Source organism: Bacillus suaedaesalsae (assembly GCF_016890225.1).
Classification (GTDB): Bacteria; Bacillota; Bacilli; order Bacillales; family SA4; genus Bacillus_BS; species Bacillus_BS suaedaesalsae.
Window position 1 is genome coordinate 1 of sequence record NZ_JAFELM010000005.1, and the last position, 24,434, is coordinate 24,434.

Sequence of the window (24,434 nt, forward strand, 5' to 3'; positions counted from 1 at the left end):
GAGGAAGCTGAGCCTCCTCAGCTACGCCTGCGGGGTCTCAGCCTTTCCTCTACTTCCCGCAGGAGTCGAGTGTCTTCCGCTCCATTCCACTAGTTCTTAAAAAATAGTAACGAAATCAAACAAATCTATTGAAATCAACAAATAAAGACCCGAACTATTAAGTGCAAGATATTGCCTAATAGTTCGGGTTTATCATTGGCTGAAATACTTATGTCCCAGCCTCTTTCTTGTTATGACGAATTACTTTTCTTCTTCGTCTCCTTCAGTTCCTTCATTTGTTACATTACCGCTTTGCGTTTCACCTTCATCAACTGTGTCTTCTACTTTAGGTGGTAGAATTGAGGCAATGACATCCTCACTGTCTCTATTAATTTTATATTTACCTCCTGTAGCAATATCACTCACATGAATCGTTCCACTTACTTCAAGATTTGAAATATCTACTTCAATTGCAGATGGGATATCTGTCGGAAGAGCTGTAATTGGTAACTGGTGAATGGCTTGTTGTAAAACACCACCATCCTTCACCCCAACTGCTTCACCAACTAAGTGAACATTTACGTCAACATTTACATCTGAACTCATATCGACCACGACAAAGTCCGCATGTATGACTTCACCTTTTAATGAATCCATCTGTAGTTCATGGAGCATAACCTGAACATTTTCTCCAGTACCGGCTAACGTAAGAATACCGTTTCTACCTGCTTCTCTTATAACTTTTGTGAATTCTCCACTATTAACCGCTATATTTTTACTATCCTTATTTCTCCCATACACTACTGCAGGAAAGCCCCCGCCTTGTCTAATGCTTTTTTTTGTAGATTTTTTTGAATCTGCTCGTTCTTCAACTCTTAATAATGTCTGACTCATAAAAAAATTCCTCCATTTCAAGAATAGATAAAATAGGTTGTCCTATAATACCTTTTCCCAATGGAGGAAAATATAATCAATATTAATCAAATAAAGTACTTACAGACTTAAGTTCGTGAACACGGATGATTGCCTCACCAATCAGTGGTGCAACTGATAATTCAGTTACCTTTTCTGATTTTTGCTCCTCATTTAGTGCAATTGTATTCGTTACGACTAGTTCTTTAATTTTTGAGTTTTGAATGCGTTCCATTGCAGGTCCAGAAAGAACAGGATGTGTGCAGCAAGCATACACTTCTTTCGCCCCATTTTCTACTAACGCATTAGCAGCAAGGGTAATTGTACCAGCTGTATCAATAATATCATCAATTAAGATAGCAGTTTTACCTTCAATGTTACCGACAATATTCATAACTTCCGCAACATTTGGACGTGGGCGGCGCTTATCAATAATTGCAATTGGTGCCTTTAAGCGATCGGCCATTTTCCTAGCACGTGTCACACCACCATGGTCTGGTGAAACGATAACAATATCGCTTAATTGCTTTCCTTCAAAGTAATCCGCAAGGATCGGTACACCCATTAGGTGGTCAATTGGGATATCAAAGAAACCTTGAATTTGTGGAGCATGTAGATCCAGCGTAATGACACGTGTTGCACCAGCTGTTTCCAAAAGGTTTGCGACTAACTTTGCCGTAATTGGCTCACGAGATCTTGCTTTACGATCTTGTCTAGCATAGCCGTAATAGGGCATTACGATATTAATCGTTCTTGCAGATGCACGCTTAAGTGCGTCAATCATAATTAATAATTCCATAATGTGTTCGTTTACAGGTGCACTTGTTGATTGAACAACATACACGTCACAACCACGAATACTTTCCTCAATATTAATTTGAATTTCTCCATCGCTAAAACGAGCGACAGAGCTCTTACCAAGCTTTAATCCAATTACTTCAGCAATTTCTGCTGCAAGCTTTGAATTTGAATTTAGTGCAAATAACTTTAATTTTGAATCTGAATATTGACTCATGAGATTAAAACCCCTCCACCTAAGGCTATTCTTTGTTTTTTAACCGATTTGCGTAGTTTTCTTTATTTACCTGTCTTGCTCTTGCAATTGATAATGACTCTGATGGAACATCATCCGTAATCGTAGATCCGGCTGCTACATATGCATTTTTTCCAATAGTAACTGGTGCAATTAAGTTCGAGTTACAACCGACAAATGCCCCGTCCTCAATTGTCGTTAAAAACTTATTTTGTCCATCATAGTTAACCGTGATAGAGCCACATCCTAAATTCACATCGGAACCAACCTTCGCATCACCGATGTAGCTTAAATGTGAAGCTTTGCTTCCCTTTCCAAAAACTGCTTTCTTTATTTCAACAAAGTTTCCAATCTTAACTTCGTCTAATATTTGAGATTCTGGACGAATATGTGCAAATGGACCAATCGCAACAAGAGATCCAATTTCACTATTATGTGCAACGGATTGTCTAATTGTAGTATGGTCTCCTATTTGGCAGTTTTTAATCTCTGAATGAGGTCCGATCTCACAATCTGAACCAATTGTTGTTTTTCCTGAAATGACTGTTCCTGGTTGAATAATTGTATCACTACCAATTACGCTTTCTGCAGAAATGTATGTTGAATTCGGATCAATAATTGTAACACCATTAATCATGTGTCTCTTATTGATTCGCTTTCTCATCGTTTCTTCAGCTTGTGACAATGCAACACGGTCATTGACTCCAAGTGTCTCTTCAAAGTGTTCTGTTTGATAAGCAGCTACAATCTCACCTTGATTTTTTAAGATTTCAATTACATCAGGTAGGTAGTATTCACCCTGAACGTTATCATTTGAAACTAAAGATAATGCTTTGAAAAGTGACTCATTATCGAAGCAATATGTCCCGGTATTAATTTCTTGAATTGTTCTTTCTTCGTCACTCGCGTCTTTATGTTCAACAATTTTTTCAACTTCACCAGTATTCTTACGAATGATTCTACCGTAACCAGTTGGATCTTCTGCATAAGCTGTTAGAATTGTTGCTTTTGCCTTTGTTTCTTCATGATGCTTTAATAGCTTTTCAAATGTTTCAGATGTAATCAGTGGTGTATCACCACAAACAATTAGTGTTGTACCTTTTTCATTTTGTAATAGATCTTTCGCTTGAATGACCGCATGTGCCGTTCCTAGTTGTTCCTCTTGAAGAGCATACTCACTTCTAGTCCCAATTTGAGATTTTACAAGGTCTGCTCCAAAGCCAATAATCGTTACAATCTTATGTAAACCGAGTGATGATACTTGGTCTATTACATGTTCAACCATTGGTTTCCCACATACAGGATGTAAAACTTTATATAATTTTGACTTCATTCGAGTTCCTTGACCTGCAGCTAACACAATAGCATATCGATTTCCCATAGTAACCTCCCATATCCTATAATTCAAAAGCTTATTCGCATTACGCCAATATCACGCGCTTGATTGTTTACTAGCAAATCTATTTTCAAATATTAAACCTTATTATCCATTACGAATATATCTTAAATAGTGACCTATTTCAAGGAAACATAAAATGTAAGTAGGTTATGAAAAGAAAATGACTTAATTTTGACATATTATAGGGAATTTTAGGTAGGTTTTTCATGCAAAAAGAAAGAGCCTTGTCCATTTAGACAAAGGCTCTTTGAATTTGTTTTTATGAAGCACCTGCTTCTTCAAGCTCAACTTCTAGCTCACCAATACGATGATATTCAGCTAAAACAGCATCTTGAATTTTCCCGCGAGTAGATGAATTGATCGGATGAGCGATATCTCGGAACTCTCCATCTGGAGTACGTTTGCTTGGCATTGCTACAAACAAACCATTATTTCCATCAATTACACGAATATCATGTACAACAAACTCATGATCAAGTGTGATTGAAGCGATAGCTCGCATACGTCCTTCGGTATTAACGCGGCGTAATCTCACATCTGTCACTTCCATTATGTTCACCACCTTTTCCCTAGATAAAACTTAACTATTAAATTCAACAAATTTTTACTATTTCCTTCTTGTTTTTAAAACTTTTTTGAAAATTTGGCAAAAATATTTTACTTTATTTGTTTTTTTTATAGGTCTAGATGACTAGTGATATTCCGATAGTGATTTTAGTGATATTTCAGTAGAGAGTCTCTCAACGAATCAGGTCTAACAAATTTAAACTTGAACTTAAATTTCACAATAAAAAAGACCCTTCTCATAAGAGAGAAGAGTCTAAAATTTCCTTATTTTACTAATGCAATAACTTCGATTTCTACACTAGCATCTTTCGGTAGTCTAGCTACTTCAACTGTCGACCTAGCTGGTTTATTCGTGCTAAAGTACTCACCATAAACTTCATTAAATACACCAAACTCGTTCATATCCTTTAAGAATACAGTTGTTTTCACGACAGTTTCCAGCGACGCACCTGCTGCTTCTAAAACAGCCTGGAGATTTAAAAATACTTGATGAGTTTGTGTTTGGATATCTCCAGTAACTAGTTCTCCTTCAGCTGTTAAAGGAATTTGTCCAGAACTATAAAACATGTTATTAACAATGATTCCTTGTGAATATGGACCTATTGCACTAGGAGCTTTACTTGTTTGAACGATTTTCAAGGGTTCCACCTCATCCATATATTAATCAATTATCGGGTTGTACTGCACAATGAAGTTTCCTTCGACAACATTAATTGCTTTATCCTTTATATTAACATCTGACAATTGAAGCAATGAATAATATTCATCTACTAAACGTTCCTCTATGTCTTCAGATTCTACTAGAACACCAATTCCAGCAACCTTTGCATCAAACTCTTCAAGAAGGCTAATCATTCCGTTAATTGTTCCTCCAGCCTTCATAAAATCGTCAATGATTAATACATTTGATCCTACTTCTAAGCTTCGTCTTGCAAGTAGCATCGTTTGTATTCTTTTTGATGATCCAGAAACATAATTAATACTTACAGTCGATCCTTCCGTTACCTTACTGTCTCTTCTAACAATAACTACTGGAACTTGTAAATATTCTGCTACAGCATAGGCTAAAGGAATTCCTTTTGTTGCCACTGTCATCACAACATCAATTTTGCGTTTTGCAAACATCGATGCAAATAACAGACCAATTTGTTTTACGATTCTTGGATTACCTAAAATATCTGTTAAATATAGATATCCACCTGGTAATAAACGCTCCGGCTTTGCGAATAGCTCACATAGTTCAGTTATAAACTTGGTTGCCTCTTCTTTAGATACCATTGGAATATATCTAACACCACCAGCCGCTCCGGCTACCGTTTGCAGCGTACCAATGCCAGATTCTTCAAATGTATGCTTTATAATACCTAAATCTTCGCTAATAGAAGACTTAGCTGATTGATAGCGTTCAGAAAAGTACGTTAAGGGAACTAGCTCATGTGGATGTTGCATAAGATAGTAGCTCATATCGACTAATCTACCACTTCGTTTAATTTTCATTTTCTCACCACCATAAATCCGAATATTTTAAGTAAATATAACATCTTTATACGGATTTAATCAAGACGATTTTGTTCACCTAACATCTGAACGGCAAATACTTGATCGCAAAAGCCCCTTAACCCATTATAAATACGCTGCATACGAGAATCGTGATGTACTAATCCGAATACCGTTGGACCACTTCCGCTCATTAACACTGCATCCGCACCAAACTTTTTCATCTGTTCCTTAATTTGTGCTACTTCAGGGTGAAGCTTTAGTGTAACATCTTCTAGAACATTTCCGACTAACTGACAAATGCCATTGTAATCTTTATTATGTATAGCTTGAACCATTCCGTTGACATCAGGATGTTCAACATTTGCTAAGTCTAACTGTCCATATACTTCTCCTGTTGAGACTCCCACTGTTGGCTTTGCTAATATAACCCAACAATGTGGCGGTGGATCGATATGCTGTATTTTTTCACCACGGCCTGTCGCTAGTGCCGTTCCACCATATACACAAAACGAAACGTCAGATCCAATTTCTGCACCGAGTTCTGCAAGCTCATCTAATGTTAAGTTTAATCCCCACAACTTATTTAATCCTCTTAAGGTTGCAGCAGCATCACTACTACCACCTGCTAAACCAGCAGCAACAGGTATAGTTTTCGTAATCGTTATCGAGACACCCTTCTTGACGTTATATTTGTTTTTTAATAACATCGCGGCTTGATATGCTAAATTCCGATTATCATCCGGGACAAACCGATTATGTGAAACGATTTTAATTTGGTCCGCATCTAAAAGGGTTAATTCTACACGGTCAGCTAAATCAATGGTTGTCATGACCATCTTCACTTCATGAAAGCCATCATCTCTTTTATGTAATACATCTAGCGAAAGATTAATCTTCGCCGGTGCTTTTACTAATATCTTCATTCCCGTCACCTACTTTACGTACTTCCATATATTACGTTATTGTACCATAAATGTAATATGGAATAGCTAACCTGTCGACAACTTTTAACAAAAGTATGGTTCAATTCTCGCAAATATAAACTCTGGAAAATACAAAAATGCAATAAATATATGAGAAAAAGCGCTGAAGTTGTATTCAGCGCCTGTCGCATGTATGTGGATTTATCTTTTAGCTAGTTCATTTTGTGCAATTTCTACAGCACGTTTAACCATATTCCCCGCTTGCTTTGAGGTGATATTCCCCCATCCACCTTGTTCAACCTTATTGTAGAATCCGAGCTCTTTGGCAAGTTCGTATTTAGCTTGTTCTGAAAGCATTCCTCTTTTTCTTCCCAACGAAAACAGCTCCTTTCCAATACTACGACATGTTTAGTATTGGAAAGGAGCCGTTAATATTATTGCACCAACTTTATCCAGAACTTATTATTGTCCAGATAATGCGATACTACCACTTGTTTTATCGTCAAAAAAAGTTAATTCAACCGTTTCTGTTAATACATCCGCATAGCTGTATGAAACACGTTCAAAAGAATTCTCATCTTGGTCTAGTTCGATGACAAAAACAGATGGATACGTCTCAGCTAATACACCAGAACGTTCAATAGTTTTTCTACGACCACCGTTCGCTCGAAGAGTTAAGCGTTTACCTAGGTTACCATCAAGAGCTTGCTTAATTTCCGACAATGTTTTACCCATTTCACTCCACCTCGCTATAACTAATTCTAACACAGACACGTTCGAAAGTCAAATAAATTATAAATTATATCAGTGATTTAGAAGTGTTGTCAATTAATAAATTAAGACATTTTTTTTGACCAACATATTTATTTTATCTATTTTTTGATTTTTTATGTATATATATGTCGAATTGTAAAAAATATTGTCCAAGTTAGAAAAATACGTTACTTTCGGATTAGAGAGCACCCTCGTCTTCACAGCTGCATGAGTCTGCCTTTAACCGCTTCTCATGCACTAGGTTCTTATACTAGCACCTGGATTGAAGATTACAATGGAAATAATAAATTGATTAAAGATAACTAGACTAAAATATATCTTAAATTAACATGTCTCTGTTAAACACTGAAGTTGATTGTAGAGAGAGGCACTCGCTTTTCGCGGTAGTCTTGCGCCTTTCAAAAATCAACACAGCTATTTAACATAAAAAAATAACCTCTACTAAATACTAGAGGTCATTCTTCAAATCGATTAAATGGCATTCCTGTTCTTAGCACTCCTTTAGTTTCTATACCGCCTAGCCCCTTCTCGCCTGTTAGTGTATTTCGAACAACGTCCCAGACATTAATTCGATCCATAAACGGTGTAAAGCTGATTTTAGCTACAATGTACACCGGATCTAGTGCATGTATGTTCACTCTTGATGGGGAACTTGCAAAGTTGGCTCCTGCTCGAATTAACGATTCAAAGTGGGATTGACAGGCACCTGCAAATATCACTAACTGATCGAGATGTGGAACCTTCCTTCTAGCTTCTATCACGGTTTGAACAAATTGTTTTGAATGACGATATGCTTTTAATTCGGATACTTTCCCTTTTGATTTTGAATAGGCATCATGACCTGTTATGACTAAAATATCAGGACGTATTTGTTCAATTAGTGGACCTATTCTCTCAGGCATCTCAATCTCCTTACAATGAACACCGTATACGGGTACCCCGATCTTCTCATATAAAGCTAAACATTTTTTTAAATAGTTAGGGTCACCATCTAAATGCAATACCCTTCCTGGCATCTGAAAAAAAGCCTGATCAACACTGTAGCCATTTGTCGATTGATATTCGTTTCTCTCTTTGATTAAGTGATAATCTTGTTTAAATAAAGAAAAAGAATGCTCTTGTTTCTCTCTTTCTGAATCCACAAACCGATTTCTTTCTGTGTCATCAATCATTTTTAAATCAGTAAAAGGTGCATCCGCAATCAATCTAAAATCTTCACCATATAGCACAGCTATATCTCTACCTGTTTCATCTTTTTTTAATTCAATAATACGAAATAATAAATCACAATTATATGATAAACGAGCTACCGCCATTCCTATCCCAAATTTACTCATAATACACCCTCCCATATAAGATGGGGAAAAACTACCTAAGCCCTCTTCATAGCCTATGAGAAAGCTAAAAAAAAGTGCATACAGGTTGAAGGCGAATATGTAAACAAAAAGCTATGTGCGTCCGCTTAGCCTAAGGCAGGATGGGTGCTGGATTAATGATACACAAATACATAAGATACACTCAAAATTTTAAACTTGCTTAAACTGTAAAAAAAGAACCTAGTTATTACTAGGCTCTTCTCTCGTATAAGACATCACTTAACTTACCAAACTCTTCAATGGATAAAGATTCTCCTCTTCTCTCTGGCTTAATATTAGCTTCTGAGAGGGCCTCTAAAATTGTTTCTTTCGTTAATTGATATTTCGTTAAATTATGATTCAGGTTGTTGAGAATCGTTTTTCTTCTTTGGGCAAAGCTTGCGCGTACGACTTCAAAGAAAAACTCCTCATCCTTCACTATTACTGCAGGTTCCTGCCTTTTTGTTAAACGTATTACGGCTGAATCAACATTTGGCTGTGGCACAAATACCGTTTTCGGTACAATCATTACAGTTTTCGCCTCTGTATAATACTGTACCGCGATAGAAAGTGACCCATATTCTTTAGAGTTTGGAGAAGCGGCCATGCGGTCTGCTACTTCTTTTTGAAGCATTACAACAATACCCCTTAAAGGTAAACGTTCCTCTAGTAATTTCATTAATATAGGTGTTGTCACATAGTAAGGGAGATTAGCAACGACCATTAAATCGTCATATCCTTTAAACTCTTCATCAATAATTTCTTTTACATTTGCTTTTAACACATCTTGATGAATAATTTTTACATTTGGATAGGAAGACAGTGTATCAGATAAAATTGGCAATAGTCGTTGATCGATTTCAAATGCAACGACCTTTTTAGCTTGTTTTGCAATTTGTTCAGTCAGGGCACCTATTCCGGGTCCTATCTCGATAACACAGCTATTGTTAGTTAAATTAGCGTTGTCTACTATGTTTTGTAAGATGTTTGTATCGATTAAAAAGTTTTGACCTAAGCTTTTTTTAAATGAAAAGCCATATTTCTGTAATATTTCTTTTGTCCGTGTCGGGGTTGCAATATCTTTTATCAATGTAATTCCTCCTGAAGTACCTGTTTTGCTGCTTGTTCAAATTGATTTTTTGTGATTTGAAACATTTTTAATCGTTTATGAAGCTGTTTTCCGTTTGTATATCCTATACGCAAAAGTATACCCAGCTTTTCTCTACGTGATTTTGCTTTAGCTCCTGCTATGAAACCATAATGAATAAGCTCATCAAATGAGATCTCCTCATCAATATCAATCCATTCTTGTTGTACCTCTTGTAAAGCCTGCCTTATGATCTCAATAGACGCATGCTCTACTCCCACTTTTTTATGGCGTTTATCGAAAGCATCTTCCTTTTTAATGAAAGCGTGCTTGCAGCCAGGTACTTTTTCTGCCACTGTTTTACGTATTTTTTCTCCTGGATAATCAGGATCAGTAAAAATAATAACTCCTCGCTTTTCCTGTGCTAATTTTATTTTCTCTATCGTTTCAGCATTTATTGCTGAACCATTCGTTTCAATTGTGTCTGCCTCAACTGCTCTTTGTACGGTAACTGTATCATCTTTGCCTTCTACAACAATTATTTCTTTAATTTTCATTTTGCCTCCGAAACATGAAACTTTTATATGTATTGTAACGTCTTATGTAGTAGATAATACCTTATGGATAAAATTAAGTGCATTACGTAAGTTTAGCATAAAAAAACAGGGGAACATAATCCCCTGTCACAATTGTACTATTTTAGTATTTTGATTTTAACTGTTTTTCTTCCCCAGCTATAGGCTTCAGCCTTTGTAGCGAAGAATACATCAATCTTATTACCTTTAATTGCTCTACCTGTATCTGCAGCAACAGCATAGCCGTATCCTTCAACGTAAACTTTCGTTCCAAGTGGGATTACACTAGGATCAACTGCAATAATTTTCGCATTAGGGTTTGCTCTTAAGTTAAATCCGGTACTTGTAATACCTGAACAACCATTACAGTAAGCAGTATAAGCTGTTGAACTAACATAAAATTCATTTGCTACAGTCCCGCTACCTCTGGATACTTGGGTTTGTTGTACCTTTGTGCCGACAGCTACAACTTTATCTTTACTTTCTTGTAACGTTTCCGTTTTAAGAAGAGTTCTTGAAACTTCTTTACCATTCTCAAGCACTACTTCAAAATGCTTAGCAACTTTTCCTTTTTGACCTTGATCTAGTACCTTTTGAGTACCTTTATTCAAAGAGGAATCTTTCTTTGTAACAACTGCATGATCTACAGACTCTTCCACTACATCGGTGACCTTTTCTACTCTTGTTACATTAATAACTGAGTCTTTTTGTACCATTGCTTCTAGCGCTGGTTCTACACGGTCCAATTCATTTAGTGTTACATTTTGCTGATTTAAAAAGTCAGCGACAGTAGTCGAAGTGGTCCAAACTTGCTTTTCTTCTCCGCCGACATTGATTGTTAGTTGAAATGCACTTTCAATCTTAACTTTCATATTCGCTTTGATTGAAGCCTCTAATTTAGGTTCTACCTTATCATGCTCTGTTACCTTTACTTTTTGTACGTCTAAAAACTGTTGTACAGTATTAGATGTCGTCCAAATTTTCGTTTCTTTTTGATCTATTACCAGGTTAACTGGCAATGCAGCTTTCCAGACGATATTCATATCATCTTTTATGACGGTTTTTAAACTTGGTTTAATATAATCTTCCTTACGTAACTCAATGGCTTGTTCTGATAATAATTCCGAAACAGTGTTAGCATGTGTTTTTACAATCTGTTCCTCACCATTTAAAGTCAACGTAACAGATTGCTTCGTTCCCTCATATATTACATAACCAGTTAGGCCTGCAAAAACTAGGAAACTACTAACGATCATAACAAGTCTCTTCGTCGTCATAGATTCGGAAAACAGCTTTTTCATGTTCTTTATCACGATGAAAAACGCCTCCTTCTCTCCTTGAGAGATTATATAGAGTAAAAATAAAATTGTCAAATCAACCTCTTACTCGGACCGTATAACCTATTATGCAAAAGATCATATGAATTGAAAAGGAATACTTGTCGACAAGGTTATCCTATGAAAAGATGGAGACGTGTAGAACTTTTTTAAATTATTTTAAAAAAGGACAAGTACTCATTTTATTCGACAGTATTCACTCATCATTTATATTAAATATTTGCCGAGCATTGTCGTACGTTTTTTGGACAACCTCTTCATAAGTAATACCTTTTAGCCCAGCAATCTCTTGAGCAACTAGTGTAACATAACTTGGCTCATTACGTTTTCCTCTATATGGATGTGGTGCTAAATATGGACAATCTGTCTCAATTAAAAGTCGATCTAATGGTATCTCTGTTGCAACTTCCTTTGGCTTTTTCGCATTTTTGAATGTTACTGGACCACCGAAAGAGATGTAAAAATTCATATCTATACAAGCTTTCGCTACTTCTAAACTTCCACTAAAACAGTGCATAATACCGCCAACCTCAGAAGCTTCTTCTTCTCTTAAAATATCAATGATATCTTGTGTTGCTTCACGATTATGAATAACAATTGGCATTTTCAGCTTTTTTGCTAAACGTATTTGCTTACGGAATACTTCTTGCTGAATTTCTTTTGGAGATTTGTCCCAATAATAATCAAGACCCATTTCCCCAATAGCGACAACCTTCGGATGGGAGGCTAATTGTTCAATCCATTTCAAATCTTCATCTGTCATATCAATGGCATCTACAGGATGCCAACCAATCGCAGCATAAAGAAAGGAATAGTTCTCAATCAGTTCCATCGCTTTCATTATAGTTGGTCGATCAAAGCCGACAACAACCATGTTTTGCACATTGTTATCTAGAGCTCTTTGGATCACTTCTTCTAAATCTTCATTAAACTGATCTGCATTTAAATGAACATGTGTATCAAATAACATAGACAAGCTCCTTTTTATATTTTATCACGTATTTATATTTCATGGCTTACCGTAACCTTACAATTTCATTACAAATAGATACAGTTTTTTCCTGTTTTTCCTTTTATTATTATAGTGAAACAAAAAAATGAATAAATAGGTATTCAATCTGAATACCTATTTATCACATCTTACTGCTTATTATTTAACTTTTGCTCCATTTGGTAATGTTTGATCTACTGTTGCTAATGAGAGTACTCCATCCTGACTCCCAGCTAGAATCATACCTTGAGATAATTCACCACGTAGTGTAACTGGCATTAAATTTGTTACACAAATCACCTTTCTGCCAACTAATTCTTCTGGCTTGTAAAACTTAGCAATACCGGAAACAACTTGTCTTTTCTCGAAACCTAGATCCAGTTGTATTTTTAGTAATTTATCAGCCTTTTTTACTGGCTCTGCCTGGATAACTTCTGCAACCCTTAATTCCACTTTCATAAAGTCATCAATTGTGATTTCCGGTGCTTCTTCTTTTGACTGAACAGGTGCAGGAGCTTTCATTTGATCCTTGATGTATTCTACTTCCTCTTTCACATCAAGTCTCGGAAACACTGGTCCCTCTTGGACCACTTTTGTTCCCTCAGGTATTGCTCCGATTGCCGATAAACTATCCCAAGACGTATACTTTGTGTTCTCGATTCCAAGCTGTTTCCAAATCTGTTTTGGCGTTTGTGTTAAGAATGGTTGTAGCATAATTGAAACATGGCGTAACGATTCGGCTAAGTGAGCCATTACCGTTCCTAATACTTTACGTTTTGATTCTTCTTTTGCAAGCACCCACGGCTGTGTTTCATCAATATATTTATTGGTCCGTGATACAAGCTGCCATAATGAGGTAAGCGCAACTGAAAATTGCATTTCCTCCATCGCGTCTTCTACCTTTTCTTTCGTTTCCTTAATCATACTTTCTAATTGAACGTCAAACTCTGTATTTACTCCATGGTAAGAAGGAATCTCTCCCTCAAAATACTTTTGAATCATCGCTACTGTTCGATTAAGCAAGTTACCAAGATCATTGGCTAAATCAAAGTTAATGCGTTCAACGAACCCCTCCGGTGTGAATACTCCATCTGCACCAAATGGTACTTCTCTTAGCAAATAGTAACGCAATGCATCAAGACCATAACGATCTATAAGTGTCAAAGGATCAACGACATTTCCTTTTGACTTCGACATCTTACCGTCTTTCATTAATAGCCAGCCATGTGCAAACACCTTTTTAGGTAGTGGCAGATCTAGTGCCATCAGCATAATTGGCCAATATATTGTATGGAATCTTACAATTTCCTTCCCTACTAGATGAACATCAGCTGGCCAGTACTTTGTATAGTTTTCATCATTGTCTGTACCGAATCCTAAAGCCGTAATATAGTTCGATAGTGCATCGATCCATACATAGATAACATGCTTTGGATTTCCTGGAACTTTTACTCCCCAATCAAAGGTCGTTCTAGATACAGCAAGGTCCTCAAGTCCAGGTTTAATGAAATTGTTAATCATTTCATTTTTTCTCGATTCAGGTTGGATAAATGTAGGGTTCTCTTCGTAAAATTTTAGCAGTCGATCAGCATATTTACTCATTTTAAAGAAGTAAGATTCTTCTTTTACTTTTTCTACAGAACGGCCACAATCCGGGCAATTCCCTTCCTCTAGTTGCCTTTCAGTATAAAAAGATTCACAAGGAGTACAATACCAGCCCTCATATTGATCCAGATAAATATCACCTTGTTCTACTAATTGTGCAAATACTTTTTCAACAATATCCTTATGCCTGACCTCTGTTGTACGAATGAAATCATCATAGGTAATCTCAAGCTTCTGCCACAGCTCTTTAATACCTGAAACGATATCATCAACATATTGTTGAGGAGTTACACCTTTATCCTCTGCATTTCGTTGGATTTTTTGTCCGTGTTCATCTGTACCTGTTAAATAATGAACGTCAAATCCACGTAGTCTTTTATATCTTGCCATTGCATCTCCGGCCACTGTGGTGTATGCATGTCCAATATGTAATTTTCCACTTGGATAATAAATAGGTGTCGTAATATAAAATGTCTTTTTCTCTGTCATTGACATGACCTCCTGAACTAATCCCTTATGTATAGAAGAAACATATTCCTTCTATTATCTTATCAAAGCTTACGAAAACAAAAAACTAAGAAATCTTAATTACTGTCAATATATACAACTATTTCTAACTTTTAATAAAAATATACAAAAATATAGGTTTATCCATTTTTTTACGGGGTATTAGTATAAAGGAATTAAATACCAATTAGTTTTTGTCGAATTATTATTGAGTTTTGTCGAATCTTCACTATAATTAAGTATGAATTCATTAGTAAAAAAGTAAAATCTTGTATAACACTTTTGTACTATTTTCGTCAAAATGTTGATTTGTTCATATATTATTCCTTTCTTTTTACAAATTAAGGATTGACTGGTTTGGGAATCACTGGTATTATAAGTTTATAAGCGCGTGTCGAATAATGACGAAAATTAACGAATTATGTATATAACATTACGAGAGGGGAAACAAAAAAATGAAATCTACAGGTATTGTTCGTAAAGTTGATGAGTTAGGACGTGTCGTAATTCCAATTGAATTAAGACGTACATTAGGTATTGCAGAAAAGGATGCACTTGAAATTTATGTTGACGATGAGAAAATCATCTTAAAGAAATATAAGCCAAACATGACTTGCCAAGTTACAGGTGAAGTTAGCGATAACAACATCTCTTTAGCTGAGGGTAAAATTATTTTAAGTCGTGAAGGTGCAGAAAAAATCCTAAACGAACTTCAAAATTCACTTACAACTTCTAAATAATAATTATAGTAAAAAAAGAGCACATGGCGATGTGCTCTTTTTAATTGATTTTTTCGTAACCGTTGTTGCTTATTTACCTATTTCAATTACACTCAAGTCCTCAATTGCCTGATATATTCATTATGTAAAAGAATAGATACTCCGAAATAAAATATTTATTCGAATTGCTGATCTTATTCAGAAAACTACATTCTATCCGGAAACAGCCTATTTATTTTATATGATAACTCTCATAAACATCCCGCTTTGGCAACTTTCGCTCAACTGCCACCTGTTTAATCGCATCCTTCGAGGACATTTCTTGATTCATATAATGCTCAACATGGTCATTGATTGATAAGTTCTCCCACCAATCATTTTCTGCTACGACTTCAGAAGGATCACTTCCTTTAACTAAAATACAACATTCTCCTTTTACTTCTGTTGTTTCTAGCCATTCAGCTAATTCCTCTGCAGTTCCCCTGATAAATTCTTCGAACTTTTTTGTTAGCTCTCTACTAATGACAACATTTCGATTTCCTAATATTTCTGCCATTGCTTTTAACGTATCCTTTAATCGATGTGGTGATTCATAAAACATGATTGTTGCTGGATATCGTTTCAATTTATCTAATTCCTCTTTCTTTTCTTTCTTTTGTCTGGGTAAAAATCCATAGAAGTAAAAGTTTTGAGGTGGAAGTCCTGAGGCAACTAATGCAGTTAATGCGGCATTCGCTCCAGGTAAAGGGATAACCGGTATACGGTGTTCAAGTGCTAAACATACTAGTTCATAGCCAGGGTCGGAGATGGTTGGCATACCTGCATCACTCACAAGCGCGATCGTTTTCCCCTGCTGCAAGTCTGCTAAAAGTTTATCTCCACTTTTAACTTTATTATGTTCATGATAGCTAACTACTGGAGTATGGATCTCAAAATAATTGCATAGCTTCTTTGACACACGCGTGTCTTCTGCAGCAATGATATCTGCTTCCTTTAAAATACGAATGGCACGATACGTCATATCTTCTAGATTTCCAATTGGAGTTGCTACTACATATAAGACTCCTATATCTTCATTACTGAAGCTCTTTTGCTGCCACATAAGTCCACACCTCTTTCATATAAAAGTTGTTCTTTTTGTTTTCTTGAAAATTGCTTAAATGCATATTCTTTAGACATCGCTTCATTCTTTGATGTGAATGATTCATAATAGATCAATATGACGTGTCTTTTGGATCTTGTGTACTTTGCACCTTTACAGTTATTACGCAACGTAATTCGTTTATGTAAGTCATTTGTGTATCCCGCATAAAAACTTCATCCAAGCATTATAAGACGTAAAAATGATGATTATTTGTCTCCATATAAAATTGAATGTAGCTCTTTCGTATATTCACCCTTCTCGTTATATACATAAAGTGGCGGTAAAATTTTTAAATCTGGATTGCCATCTTTAATTCCTTCTATTAATAGTGTATTTGCTTCTTTACCCACTTTCGGATACACAAATTGTAGACGCTTTGGCTCAAGTTTGTACATTCTCATTAACGTAACAATATCTAGAAGTCGACCTGGCCGATGAACGAATGCTACTTTCCCACCTTGTTTTACTAACTGGCTACTCACTCGTACAACATCTTCTAAAGTACAGTATATTTCATGTCTTGCAATGGCTAAATGTTCATTATTATTCATTTCACTTTCACGGTCAGAAGGAGTAGGGAAATATGGAGGATTACACGTCACAACATCAAATTTCCCATGTCCTAATTTCTCTGGCATATCTTTAATATCACCATGAATCAATTCAATTTGCTCAGACAACTTATTATACTCAACAGAACGCTGCGCCATATTGAAGATTCTCTCTTGTATTTCTACACCCTTTATTTGTGCTTTGGAACGGGTGCTAAGTAATAAAGGAATAACACCGTTTCCTGTACATAAATCAATCAAGTTTCCTTTTTGAATAGGAACATACACAAAACGTGCAAGTAGCACCGTATCTAAAGAGAACGCAAAAACAGCTGGACTTTGGATTATTCTAAGGTCCTCTGCCAGTAAATAATCTAATCGTTCATCATCTAATAAATCAACCATATAACGATCCTCACATTTCTATTAACGATAAGCTTCAATATGTATTTGAACTAGGCTCATTTCGTAAACCTAAAAAAAATCTATGGAAAGGCAACTTTATGCTTTGTACTAAGAAAACAGCCTTCCCTATATGAGGAAAGGCCATACATGATTACTTTTTATTCAAGAAGGATAAACAAAACAGACAATCTCCTTCTTTTCTTATACTTCCGTAGTGGAGATTACATATGTGAAAGCCCTCTTGATAAATTCTTGCTAGATTATCATAGCCTTCCCCAATGTCCACTGGTTTTAATCCTTTTAGTTCTTCTTGTATTTCAAGTTGTTTCTCTTCTTCATTTACCGTTTGATTTAAACGTTTACGTAAATGTTCATTCTCGATTTTAATATGATTATTTTCCTCTAAAAGCTCGGCTAAATGCTGCTTTAACTCACCTAGTTGCTTATACAAATGGCCGATTTGCTCTTCCATACTACTGACAGAGTCGAATATCTCTTTTTTATCCATTTGCACCACCTCATTCTGTAGCTTGGATAGATACGGCTCCTTCTTGGACTAACTCGTCAATCGTAAATTCTACTGTACGCTCAATGTCTTTCAATTCAACTTGAACTAAGCGTTCTAAAATATTTAAACCGACGACTTTCCCAGTTCCATGAGGTGTATCAATTGGTTCACCAATGTCAGGTAATGCTTCCTTTGCCGATTCATATTCATCATTCTCATACTTCAAGCAACACATTAAGCGTCCACACAATCCTGATATCTTTGAAGGATTCAATGATAAATTTTGATCTTTTGCCATCTTAATAGAAACAGGTTCAAAATCACCTAAAAATGTTGAACAGCATAGCATTCTACCACAAGGTCCAATTCCACCAAGCATTTTTGCTTCATCTCTTACACCAATTTGACGTAGTTCTATTCTCGTTCTAAATATGGCAGCTAAATCTTTTACAAGTTCTCTGAAGTCAACTCTACCATCTGCGGTGAAGTAGAAAATTACTTTGTTACGATCAAATGTATACTCAACATCAACTAGTTTCATATCTAGTCCATGCTCAATTACTTTCGCCTCGCAAACATCGTATGCTTCTTTAGCAGCAATTTTATTTTCTTCAACTGTTAGCTTGTCTTTTGGGTCTGCAATTCGAACTACTTTCTTTAAAGGTAATACAACATCATCTTCACTTACCTTTTTATTACTAATCACAACTTTACCGTATTCAATTCCCCTAACAGTTTCAACAATGACAAACTCCTCGTCTGGGATGTTGAACTCTGCAGGATCAAAATAATATATTTTACCCGCTTTTTTAAAGCGTACCCCTACTACTTCATACAAAGCTAGGATCCCTCCTGCAAATTTAGTACTAATTGCTCCATTAATAACTGAGATTGAACATTAGCACTAAGGCGTTTTTTCGCCTCTAGAATAGCATTCATCCTCTGGATGAGCTGCTTTTGAGATACTTGGAGGGCAATCTTTTTCAACAATTGATGTTGGTCACATAAGATGACTTGTTCTTCCTCTCCAACTAATACCGTTAATATATCTCTATAAAATATCATAAATAGATCTAATCCTCGTTCTGTTTGCTCTCGATCATGAAAATGCGGAAGCCATTTTTCCTGAATAAAGATTAATCCATGCTGAGTTTTAGAATCTAGTACTTCACATAATTGTAACACTACTTTTCTCGCCTCTGCAAACCAATCATCTTGCAAAAGCCGTAATGCTTCCTCTTTACTATTTGTAAGCTGTACAACTACATTCGCCGCCTCCGGTGAAATACCTTCTTCTATTAACTGCGAAATTAATATTTGTTTAGGCATAGGTTTAAATGATAGTGTTTGACAGCGTGAAAGGATTGTATCGAGCATTTGATTTACTTGCTCTGTTAATAAAATTGCAGTTGTATGTTCGTTTGGTTCCTCCAGGAACTTTAACAAACTATTAGATGCATTAGGCGTCATTTTATCTGCTTGATTAATAATATAATACTTTTGTTTGGATTCCACACCTGTTTTTGAGAATTCCTCTTGTAAGTGCTGAATTTGTTGCTTCTTGATGGATAACCCATCTGGCTCAATGACATGCACATCAGGATGATTTCCTGAATCAATACGCTTACAATTCGAACAAGTATGACAAGGATTTATATCCACTACATGTTGACAGAAGAGTGATTTTGCAAGAAATAGTGCAAATTTCTTCTTTCCTGTCCCTTTTTCCCCTTCAAAAAGGTATGCGTGGGCTACTCTATTTTTCTTTAAACTATTCGTTAACATTTTGACGACAATTGGTTGTATTGTAGATAACTCTTCCCACGTCATACTCAACTTGATCACTCACTTACGTATATATATTAATTAACAAACCTTTAATTTCTCCGATTTTCCCCAATATACCAATCGCATTTTTTTCTTTCTTTACCACTTCATCTGTAAGCTCGACTAACTTCTTATCTACTTGTTCGACTATTTTCAGTGTTCGACTATGCCCGTCAGCTGTCCAACTATGAGATTGTTTCAAATTCATACCAAAATCCACAGCTTGTTTCACATATTTCTTAACAAGCCCTTTGTATTTCGCTAAGTCTTTAAAATTTTGAGACCTAGCCAGACGATCTCCTTGGCCATGGATTTCGGACATAAGCTTATGCAGTTGTTCCATATGAAGCTTATTTTCCTGTTTCTGAACAAGCTCCCCAAATCGAGGTGTACTTGTTGATTGAAGTTTTGATTCTGTTCTAGCTTTCTCAATCGTTGGTCTTAATTCTTGATTGATTTTCATCCCTTGTTGCCCCCATTAAAATTGGTGAAATTCATCTACCGGAAGAACGAAAACCGTAGCACCGCCGACTTCGACCTCTACTGGATAAGGTACGTAAGAGTCAGCATTTCCTCCCATCGGAGATACTGGTGCAACAAGTTGATCACGGTGCTTACAATTTTCCTTTATTATATCAAGTGCTTTTTGTACACGTATTTCTTCAGTACCAATTAAAAAGGTAGTATTCCCTGATTTTAAGAAACCACCCGTACTTGCTAATTTCGTTGCACGGAAGTTCGATTCCATTAAAGCAGACATCAATCGGTTACTATCCTTGTCTTGTACCACAGCCATAATTAATTTCATCCTTATGCCTCCCTTTATTTTATCACGTTTTTATATAGTATTCATTTTCTGATATTTGGTAAATGTTCCTTTTGCAGTGATTGTTTTATAACCTTCATTGCGCTTGATTAAAAGAAAAACACTCCAAGCGAAGTGTCTTATTCGTTATGTGCAGCAGTATGAATAATGTTCTTAACCACTTGTAATGTTTCATCATAAACGTCCTCAATTGATCTTGAGGCATCTATTTTTATCATTCTCTCTTTATACTTCTCTAATAAAAGAGAATATCCTTCTCTTACTTTATAGTGGAAATCTAATTTTTCTAAATCTAAGCGGTTTATTTCTCGATCTTTATTTTGATTAATTCGTTTAAACCCTTCTTCAGGTTCAATATCAAAATACAGTGTCTTTGTTGGCATTAGGTGACCAATTGCAAATTCGTTAATAGACAATACTTCATCCATCCCTAACTCTCTAGCAAAACCTTGATATGCCAAAGAGCTGTCTAAGAAACGGTCACATAACACAATATACCCTTCATTAATCGAAGGCAAAACCTTCTCTACAAGATGCTGCCTTCTGGCTGCTGCATATAATAAGGCTTCTGTTCGCCCATCCATCTCTGTATTTTCTGGATCAAGGATGATTGAGCGGATTTTTTCAGCTATTTTTATTCCTCCTGGTTCTCTCGTGAAAACAACAGGATAATTTTCTTTTTTTAATTGATCTACAATTTTTGTAATAATGGTTGTTTTACCAGCTCCCTCAGGGCCTTCAACTGTTATAAATATACCTTTCATACAAATCTCCTTACTCTCACTCAATGATGTTTAATTTATCAATAATGTTACTCCCTTGAAATTTAGCTCCCATTTCCTTAAGCCTCTTCATTTGTCTAATATGTTCATGTGTAATTCTCTCTCCATACAACAAAAGTGGTATTCCCGGTGGATATGGAATAATTGTTTCTGCGGAAAGCTTTTCAATTCCTTCTTCTATTGTAACCCATTTTGTCTTCTTCGGCTTTAATTCCCAATATGAGTACGGAAAATCAGATGTGATTTGATGAAAAGGAAATGACTTTTTATCTTGAATAACAGGCAAATGGGACAAAACATCTTTTATTGTCTCACTTATAGTATGTAATTGCTTAACTTCTAAAGGTAAAATACAAAGGACATTTAATGGGTCTGCTAATTCTGTGTAAATTCCCTCTTCTTCTAATAGTGACTGAAGCTCATACCCTGATAATGAAGTCTTGGTCTGCATAATTACTTTAAGAGGATCTTGTGTAATATTAGGATCCTTTGAGTTTACAATATTTATTTGTGGAATCGTACTAAGTTCATCCTTCCACTTTTCAATTGTGTCTACTAATTTTACAACTTTTTCTTTTTTAAATGTGGCGATATACGCTCTAGCTAAATCGAGAGATGCCATAATCGGATATGAAGGACTACTCGATTGCATGGTTTTTAAATACATCTTCACCTGTTCTAATGAAACTAAATCACTTTGAAAGTGAAGATATGACCCCATTGTCATGGCTGGCAATGTTTTATGTGCAGATTGTACGACGATATCTGCCCCACTTGCAATAGCTGACTTTGGGAATGGCTCTCCTATACCAAAATGTGCTCCATGTGCCTCATCTACTAATACAGGAATTCCTTTTTCATGTGCATACGAAATAATATTTGTTAAATCAAACGTTTGTCCATAATAATTCGGATTTGTTATGATAATAGCTTTTGCCTTTGGGTATTGATTAATAGCTTCTTTGAATGTTTGTTCAGATACATATGTTGCAATCTGAAGGTCAGTATCAAAGTTCGGTCCAACAAATACCGGCTTGGCACCAGTCAACATTAAACCATTCATAATTGATTTATGACAGTTTCTTGAAACGATAACCGTATCGTTTACTGAACAAACCGATAAAATCATCGCTAAATTTCCCACTGTTGTGCCATTCACTAAGAAAAATGACTTTTTTGATCCATAATGATTTGATAATAAAAGCTCAGCTTTTAAAATTGCCTCTTCCGGTTGATGTAAGTCATCTAGTCCACTTAATTCTGTTACATCAATAGAAAGTATATCTTTATAAAATTCTAATCCTTTTTCTAAAAAAAGGTTTCCAGATTTGTGGCCTGGAACATGAAATGAAACTGGTGTTTTTTTTACATGACTTTTTAACGAATCGAACAATGGTGTACTTTTTTGATTCATATTTTCCCCTCACTGCAAACTTTCGGGCATTTTCTCTCATCTTACTATATCTTAAGAGCGAATAAAAAAAAATCCCTATAAAGGGATTATCTCTATGATAAGATTTTTGGTGTTGTAATTTTTCGTAATTGCTTTATATAAAACTGATAGCTTGGATGGCTTGTTTGAGTATGGATCATTTCTGTCTCACAGTCTGTACAGATAAAGGTTGTATACAAATGAATTCCTTTCTCTTTTTCCTTTTCACATATTACACATGTTTCCCCATAATACTCTCTCTTTGTAATAGCACTCACCTACTCCACCTCCTACTACTATCATTCCCAACTTTTATAAATGTATACACAATTATAAATTTACGTAATATTCATCATTGTATGCAGAATGTAGAAATAGGTGAATACCTAGAATAAAAATACTTATGTGCCGCTTTTACCTTGTTCAAGGAATGGTTCGTACATCATGAGGGCATGATTCTCTGTAATATATTCATTATCTATAACTTGCTTTTGTCGATTGATAACTCTTCGAAAAATTAGGTTGTGACGTATATACGCCCCCCAATATTCATGTGAAATTTTATGTTCCTTTTCATAGATTTCATATGTATAAAGAGGTGCTTCTACACTTAACCATTCTCCTTCTAAGTGTTGGTCTGTTACCTTAAGGTGAAGCTGGTATGGCTGATTCGTGTGATTGGTGATTTGTAGATCCATATAATTATAAGAGCAAGTGGCACCACTACCAAATGGCTGCTTACGATTAGAATCAGGAAAGACATCATAACTATGCCGGTGACGCTCAGTGACTGTTAAGGGTGTGTGTAGAGTAATCCAATAAATAAGATTCGATAGCTGACACAGTCCTCCACCAACACCAGGTTTAAAGGAACCATAATAAAGCACCATTCCATCTACATATCCTTTTTGCTTCGAGGGCTTTCCTATTAATCTCCAATATGAAAAGGTTTCACCTGGTTGTAACACGATACCATTAATCCTTTCAACTGCTATCTTAAGATTAGTAATTTTATTATATTGATACCACATATCTACATCCTTTAACTTCCGTAACAAAGGAGTTTTATGAGCATTTATCGTATAGGGTAATAGCTCTTTATCTTTTATAACAGCATATTTCTTGGAATCTGTATACCATTCAATCCATCGTCTTGTCGTATAAAATGTTTTTCCTAATAACAAACGCAATTGTGAACGTTTCTTTGGTTTTAACTTGATAGTGTTCATACCAATTCCCCTTTTTTCTTTTCTATTATTATTATAACTTAATTGTCAGAAACTTCTAATATAATTTCGGGGATGTTATACTGTTATATACTCAACTATAAAAATGGTATGTCTACAGACAAAAAAGAGTAGCTATATATCGCTACTCTTAGAGTCTTCCTACACCCTATCTTCATAGGACTTATACAGGTTACTGCTATATTCTACATTATGCAACATACAAGTAACGTAATAAGATTTATGCTCAACCTTTTGCTCATATTTTAGTAAATACAAAAAAGAGTAACTGATCAACATCTACTCTTTCTCTTTTTGCTTGGCAACGTCCTACTCTTACATGGACTTGCGTCCTAACTACCATCGGCGCTCGATCATAACTTCCGAGTTCGGGTTCGGATAAAAATGAGCGGCGAATCTCTTCGTCAGCTTCATTCGCTCAGATCCTCACGTACAGTCGTACGCTCTGG

The 24,434-nt window shown here is 35.7% G+C and carries 28 protein-coding genes; 1 reads left to right on the forward strand and 27 read right to left on the reverse strand.

The window, feature by feature from the left end; genetic code table 11:
* Window positions 1-240: 240 nt before the first annotated feature.
* The 15 genes from JR050_RS00675 to metG form a co-directional block, all read right to left on the reverse strand.
* Window positions 241-873, reverse strand: coding sequence for a 50S ribosomal protein L25/general stress protein Ctc (locus JR050_RS00675; RefSeq protein WP_204201594.1), 633 nt, complete (start codon window positions 871-873; stop codon window positions 241-243).
* 82 nt (window positions 874-955) lie between these two features.
* Window positions 956-1,906 (reverse strand): ribose-phosphate diphosphokinase, encoded by a 951-nt coding sequence (locus JR050_RS00680; RefSeq protein ID WP_204201595.1) that lies wholly within the window; start codon window positions 1,904-1,906, stop codon window positions 956-958.
* Window positions 1,907-1,931: 25 nt separating this feature from the next.
* Window positions 1,932-3,305 (reverse strand): bifunctional UDP-N-acetylglucosamine diphosphorylase/glucosamine-1-phosphate N-acetyltransferase GlmU, encoded by a 1,374-nt coding sequence (gene glmU / locus JR050_RS00685; RefSeq protein ID WP_204201596.1) that lies wholly within the window; start codon window positions 3,303-3,305, stop codon window positions 1,932-1,934.
* Between the two features lie 277 nt (window positions 3,306-3,582).
* Window positions 3,583-3,873: a septation regulator SpoVG gene (gene spoVG, locus JR050_RS00690; RefSeq protein ID WP_149221364.1), complete on the reverse strand. Its 291-nt coding sequence runs from the start codon at window positions 3,871-3,873 to the stop codon at window positions 3,583-3,585.
* 281 nt (window positions 3,874-4,154) lie between these two features.
* Window positions 4,155-4,547: a RidA family protein gene (locus JR050_RS00695; protein WP_204201597.1), complete on the reverse strand. Its 393-nt coding sequence runs from the start codon at window positions 4,545-4,547 to the stop codon at window positions 4,155-4,157.
* A gap of 3 nt (window positions 4,548-4,550) precedes the next feature.
* Entirely contained in the window at window positions 4,551-5,387 is an 837-nt protein-coding gene (gene purR / locus JR050_RS00700) for a pur operon repressor (RefSeq protein WP_204201598.1), read from the reverse strand.
* 56 nt (window positions 5,388-5,443) lie between these two features.
* Entirely contained in the window at window positions 5,444-6,313 is an 870-nt protein-coding gene (gene ispE / locus JR050_RS00705; RefSeq protein WP_204201599.1) for a 4-(cytidine 5'-diphospho)-2-C-methyl-D-erythritol kinase, read from the reverse strand.
* A gap of 201 nt (window positions 6,314-6,514) precedes the next feature.
* A complete protein-coding gene (locus JR050_RS00710) occupies window positions 6,515-6,688 on the reverse strand; it encodes a small, acid-soluble spore protein, alpha/beta type (RefSeq protein WP_204201600.1) in 174 nt (57 codons plus the stop codon).
* Window positions 6,689-6,775: 87 nt separating this feature from the next.
* Entirely contained in the window at window positions 6,776-7,048 is a 273-nt protein-coding gene (gene veg, locus JR050_RS00715) for a biofilm formation stimulator Veg (protein ID WP_149221369.1), read from the reverse strand.
* Between the two features lie 494 nt (window positions 7,049-7,542).
* Entirely contained in the window at window positions 7,543-8,424 is an 882-nt protein-coding gene (gene yabG / locus JR050_RS00720) for a sporulation peptidase YabG (RefSeq protein WP_204201601.1), read from the reverse strand.
* A 229-nt stretch (window positions 8,425-8,653) separates the two neighbouring features.
* Window positions 8,654-9,532 (reverse strand): 16S rRNA (adenine(1518)-N(6)/adenine(1519)-N(6))-dimethyltransferase RsmA, encoded by an 879-nt coding sequence (gene rsmA / locus JR050_RS00725; protein WP_204201602.1) that lies wholly within the window; start codon window positions 9,530-9,532, stop codon window positions 8,654-8,656.
* On the reverse strand, window positions 9,529-10,086 hold the full coding sequence (gene rnmV / locus JR050_RS00730; RefSeq protein WP_204201603.1) for a ribonuclease M5: 558 nt from the start codon (window positions 10,084-10,086) through the stop codon (window positions 9,529-9,531). Before rnmV ends, rsmA begins: the two co-directional genes overlap by 4 nt.
* Before the next feature lie 137 nt (window positions 10,087-10,223).
* Window positions 10,224-11,417 carry a resuscitation-promoting factor gene (locus tag JR050_RS00735; RefSeq protein ID WP_346726684.1) on the reverse strand — a complete coding sequence of 398 codons (1,194 nt, stop codon included), beginning with the start codon at window positions 11,415-11,417 and terminating at the stop codon, window positions 10,224-10,226.
* 220 nt (window positions 11,418-11,637) lie between these two features.
* Window positions 11,638-12,411, reverse strand: a complete 774-nt coding sequence (locus tag JR050_RS00740) for a TatD family hydrolase (protein WP_204201604.1) — start codon at window positions 12,409-12,411, stop codon at window positions 11,638-11,640.
* A gap of 180 nt (window positions 12,412-12,591) precedes the next feature.
* Complete coding sequence (gene metG, locus JR050_RS00745) at window positions 12,592-14,526, reverse strand: methionine--tRNA ligase (RefSeq protein WP_204201605.1); 1,935 nt, start codon at window positions 14,524-14,526, stop codon at window positions 12,592-12,594.
* Between the two features lie 473 nt (window positions 14,527-14,999).
* Between metG and abrB the strand changes: the two genes are divergently transcribed.
* Window positions 15,000-15,284, forward strand: a complete 285-nt coding sequence (abrB, locus tag JR050_RS00750) for a transition state genes transcriptional regulator AbrB (RefSeq protein ID WP_204201606.1) — start codon at window positions 15,000-15,002, stop codon at window positions 15,282-15,284.
* A gap of 211 nt (window positions 15,285-15,495) precedes the next feature.
* On the opposite strand, the gene rsmI is transcribed toward abrB, so the two are convergent.
* From rsmI to JR050_RS00810, 12 genes are all read right to left on the reverse strand, one after another.
* Complete coding sequence (rsmI, locus tag JR050_RS00755; protein WP_204201607.1) at window positions 15,496-16,365, reverse strand: 16S rRNA (cytidine(1402)-2'-O)-methyltransferase; 870 nt, start codon at window positions 16,363-16,365, stop codon at window positions 15,496-15,498.
* Window positions 16,329-16,535, reverse strand: a complete 207-nt coding sequence (locus tag JR050_RS00760) for a GIY-YIG nuclease family protein (protein WP_430392837.1) — start codon at window positions 16,533-16,535, stop codon at window positions 16,329-16,331. Before JR050_RS00760 ends, rsmI begins: the two co-directional genes overlap by 37 nt.
* 78 nt (window positions 16,536-16,613) lie before the next feature.
* Complete coding sequence (locus JR050_RS00765; RefSeq protein ID WP_204201608.1) at window positions 16,614-17,363, reverse strand: tRNA1(Val) (adenine(37)-N6)-methyltransferase; 750 nt, start codon at window positions 17,361-17,363, stop codon at window positions 16,614-16,616.
* A 151-nt stretch (window positions 17,364-17,514) separates the two neighbouring features.
* The gene (yabA, locus tag JR050_RS00770; RefSeq protein ID WP_204201609.1) at window positions 17,515-17,871 is read right to left on the reverse strand and encodes a DNA replication initiation control protein YabA; all 357 of its coding nucleotides are present in this window, start codon (window positions 17,869-17,871) and stop codon (window positions 17,515-17,517) included.
* A 10-nt stretch (window positions 17,872-17,881) separates the two neighbouring features.
* Window positions 17,882-18,709 (reverse strand): PSP1 domain-containing protein, encoded by an 828-nt coding sequence (locus tag JR050_RS00775; protein WP_204201610.1) that lies wholly within the window; start codon window positions 18,707-18,709, stop codon window positions 17,882-17,884.
* A 2-nt stretch (window positions 18,710-18,711) separates the two neighbouring features.
* A complete protein-coding gene (gene holB / locus JR050_RS00780) occupies window positions 18,712-19,707 on the reverse strand; it encodes a DNA polymerase III subunit delta' (RefSeq protein ID WP_204201611.1) in 996 nt (331 codons plus the stop codon).
* Window positions 19,708-19,720: 13 nt separating this feature from the next.
* The gene (locus tag JR050_RS00785; protein WP_204201612.1) at window positions 19,721-20,161 is read right to left on the reverse strand and encodes a YaaR family protein; all 441 of its coding nucleotides are present in this window, start codon (window positions 20,159-20,161) and stop codon (window positions 19,721-19,723) included.
* A 15-nt stretch (window positions 20,162-20,176) separates the two neighbouring features.
* Window positions 20,177-20,506, reverse strand: a complete 330-nt coding sequence (locus tag JR050_RS00790; RefSeq protein ID WP_204201613.1) for a cyclic-di-AMP receptor — start codon at window positions 20,504-20,506, stop codon at window positions 20,177-20,179.
* Between the two features lie 137 nt (window positions 20,507-20,643).
* The gene (gene tmk, locus JR050_RS00795; protein ID WP_204201614.1) at window positions 20,644-21,288 is read right to left on the reverse strand and encodes a dTMP kinase; all 645 of its coding nucleotides are present in this window, start codon (window positions 21,286-21,288) and stop codon (window positions 20,644-20,646) included.
* A gap of 16 nt (window positions 21,289-21,304) precedes the next feature.
* On the reverse strand, window positions 21,305-22,720 hold the full coding sequence (locus tag JR050_RS00800; protein WP_204201615.1) for an aminotransferase class I/II-fold pyridoxal phosphate-dependent enzyme: 1,416 nt from the start codon (window positions 22,718-22,720) through the stop codon (window positions 21,305-21,307).
* A 92-nt stretch (window positions 22,721-22,812) separates the two neighbouring features.
* Window positions 22,813-23,016: a sigma factor G inhibitor Gin gene (locus tag JR050_RS00805; protein ID WP_204201616.1), complete on the reverse strand. Its 204-nt coding sequence runs from the start codon at window positions 23,014-23,016 to the stop codon at window positions 22,813-22,815.
* A gap of 123 nt (window positions 23,017-23,139) precedes the next feature.
* Entirely contained in the window at window positions 23,140-23,967 is an 828-nt protein-coding gene (locus tag JR050_RS00810; RefSeq protein WP_204201617.1) for a VanW family protein, read from the reverse strand.
* Between the last annotated feature and the right edge of the window lie 467 nt (window positions 23,968-24,434).

What these genes read in the sequence shown, in the direction of transcription:
- JR050_RS00675 (WP_204201594.1), bottom strand. Translation starts at nt 873, where the DNA reads ATGAGTCAGACATTATTAAGAGTTGAAGAACGAGCAGATTCAAAAAAA.
- JR050_RS00680 (WP_204201595.1), bottom strand. Translation starts at nt 1,906, where the DNA reads ATGAGTCAATATTCAGATTCAAAATTAAAGTTATTTGCACTAAATTCA.
- glmU (WP_204201596.1), bottom strand. Translation starts at nt 3,305, where the DNA reads ATGGGAAATCGATATGCTATTGTGTTAGCTGCAGGTCAAGGAACTCGA.
- spoVG (WP_149221364.1), bottom strand. Translation starts at nt 3,873, where the DNA reads ATGGAAGTGACAGATGTGAGATTACGCCGCGTTAATACCGAAGGACGT.
- JR050_RS00695 (WP_204201597.1), bottom strand. Translation starts at nt 4,547, where the DNA reads ATGGATGAGGTGGAACCCTTGAAAATCGTTCAAACAAGTAAAGCTCCT.
- purR (WP_204201598.1), bottom strand. Translation starts at nt 5,387, where the DNA reads ATGAAAATTAAACGAAGTGGTAGATTAGTCGATATGAGCTACTATCTT.
- ispE (WP_204201599.1), bottom strand. Translation starts at nt 6,313, where the DNA reads ATGAAGATATTAGTAAAAGCACCGGCGAAGATTAATCTTTCGCTAGAT.
- veg (WP_149221369.1), bottom strand. Translation starts at nt 7,048, where the DNA reads ATGGGTAAAACATTGTCGGAAATTAAGCAAGCTCTTGATGGTAACCTA.
- yabG (WP_204201601.1), bottom strand. Translation starts at nt 8,424, where the DNA reads ATGAGTAAATTTGGGATAGGAATGGCGGTAGCTCGTTTATCATATAAT.
- rnmV (WP_204201603.1), bottom strand. Translation starts at nt 10,086, where the DNA reads ATGAAAATTAAAGAAATAATTGTTGTAGAAGGCAAAGATGATACAGTT.
- JR050_RS00740 (WP_204201604.1), bottom strand. Translation starts at nt 12,411, where the DNA reads ATGTTATTTGATACACATGTTCATTTAAATGCAGATCAGTTTAATGAA.
- metG (WP_204201605.1), bottom strand. Translation starts at nt 14,526, where the DNA reads ATGACAGAGAAAAAGACATTTTATATTACGACACCTATTTATTATCCA.
- abrB (WP_204201606.1), top strand. Translation starts at nt 15,000, where the DNA reads ATGAAATCTACAGGTATTGTTCGTAAAGTTGATGAGTTAGGACGTGTC.
- rsmI (WP_204201607.1), bottom strand. Translation starts at nt 16,365, where the DNA reads ATGTGGCAGCAAAAGAGCTTCAGTAATGAAGATATAGGAGTCTTATAT.
- JR050_RS00765 (WP_204201608.1), bottom strand. Translation starts at nt 17,363, where the DNA reads ATGGTTGATTTATTAGATGATGAACGATTAGATTATTTACTGGCAGAG.
- yabA (WP_204201609.1), bottom strand. Translation starts at nt 17,871, where the DNA reads ATGGATAAAAAAGAGATATTCGACTCTGTCAGTAGTATGGAAGAGCAA.
- JR050_RS00785 (WP_204201612.1), bottom strand. Translation starts at nt 20,161, where the DNA reads ATGAAAATCAATCAAGAATTAAGACCAACGATTGAGAAAGCTAGAACA.
- JR050_RS00790 (WP_204201613.1), bottom strand. Translation starts at nt 20,506, where the DNA reads ATGAAATTAATTATGGCTGTGGTACAAGACAAGGATAGTAACCGATTG.
- tmk (WP_204201614.1), bottom strand. Translation starts at nt 21,288, where the DNA reads ATGAAAGGTATATTTATAACAGTTGAAGGCCCTGAGGGAGCTGGTAAA.
- JR050_RS00800 (WP_204201615.1), bottom strand. Translation starts at nt 22,720, where the DNA reads ATGAATCAAAAAAGTACACCATTGTTCGATTCGTTAAAAAGTCATGTA.
- JR050_RS00810 (WP_204201617.1), bottom strand. Translation starts at nt 23,967, where the DNA reads ATGAACACTATCAAGTTAAAACCAAAGAAACGTTCACAATTGCGTTTG.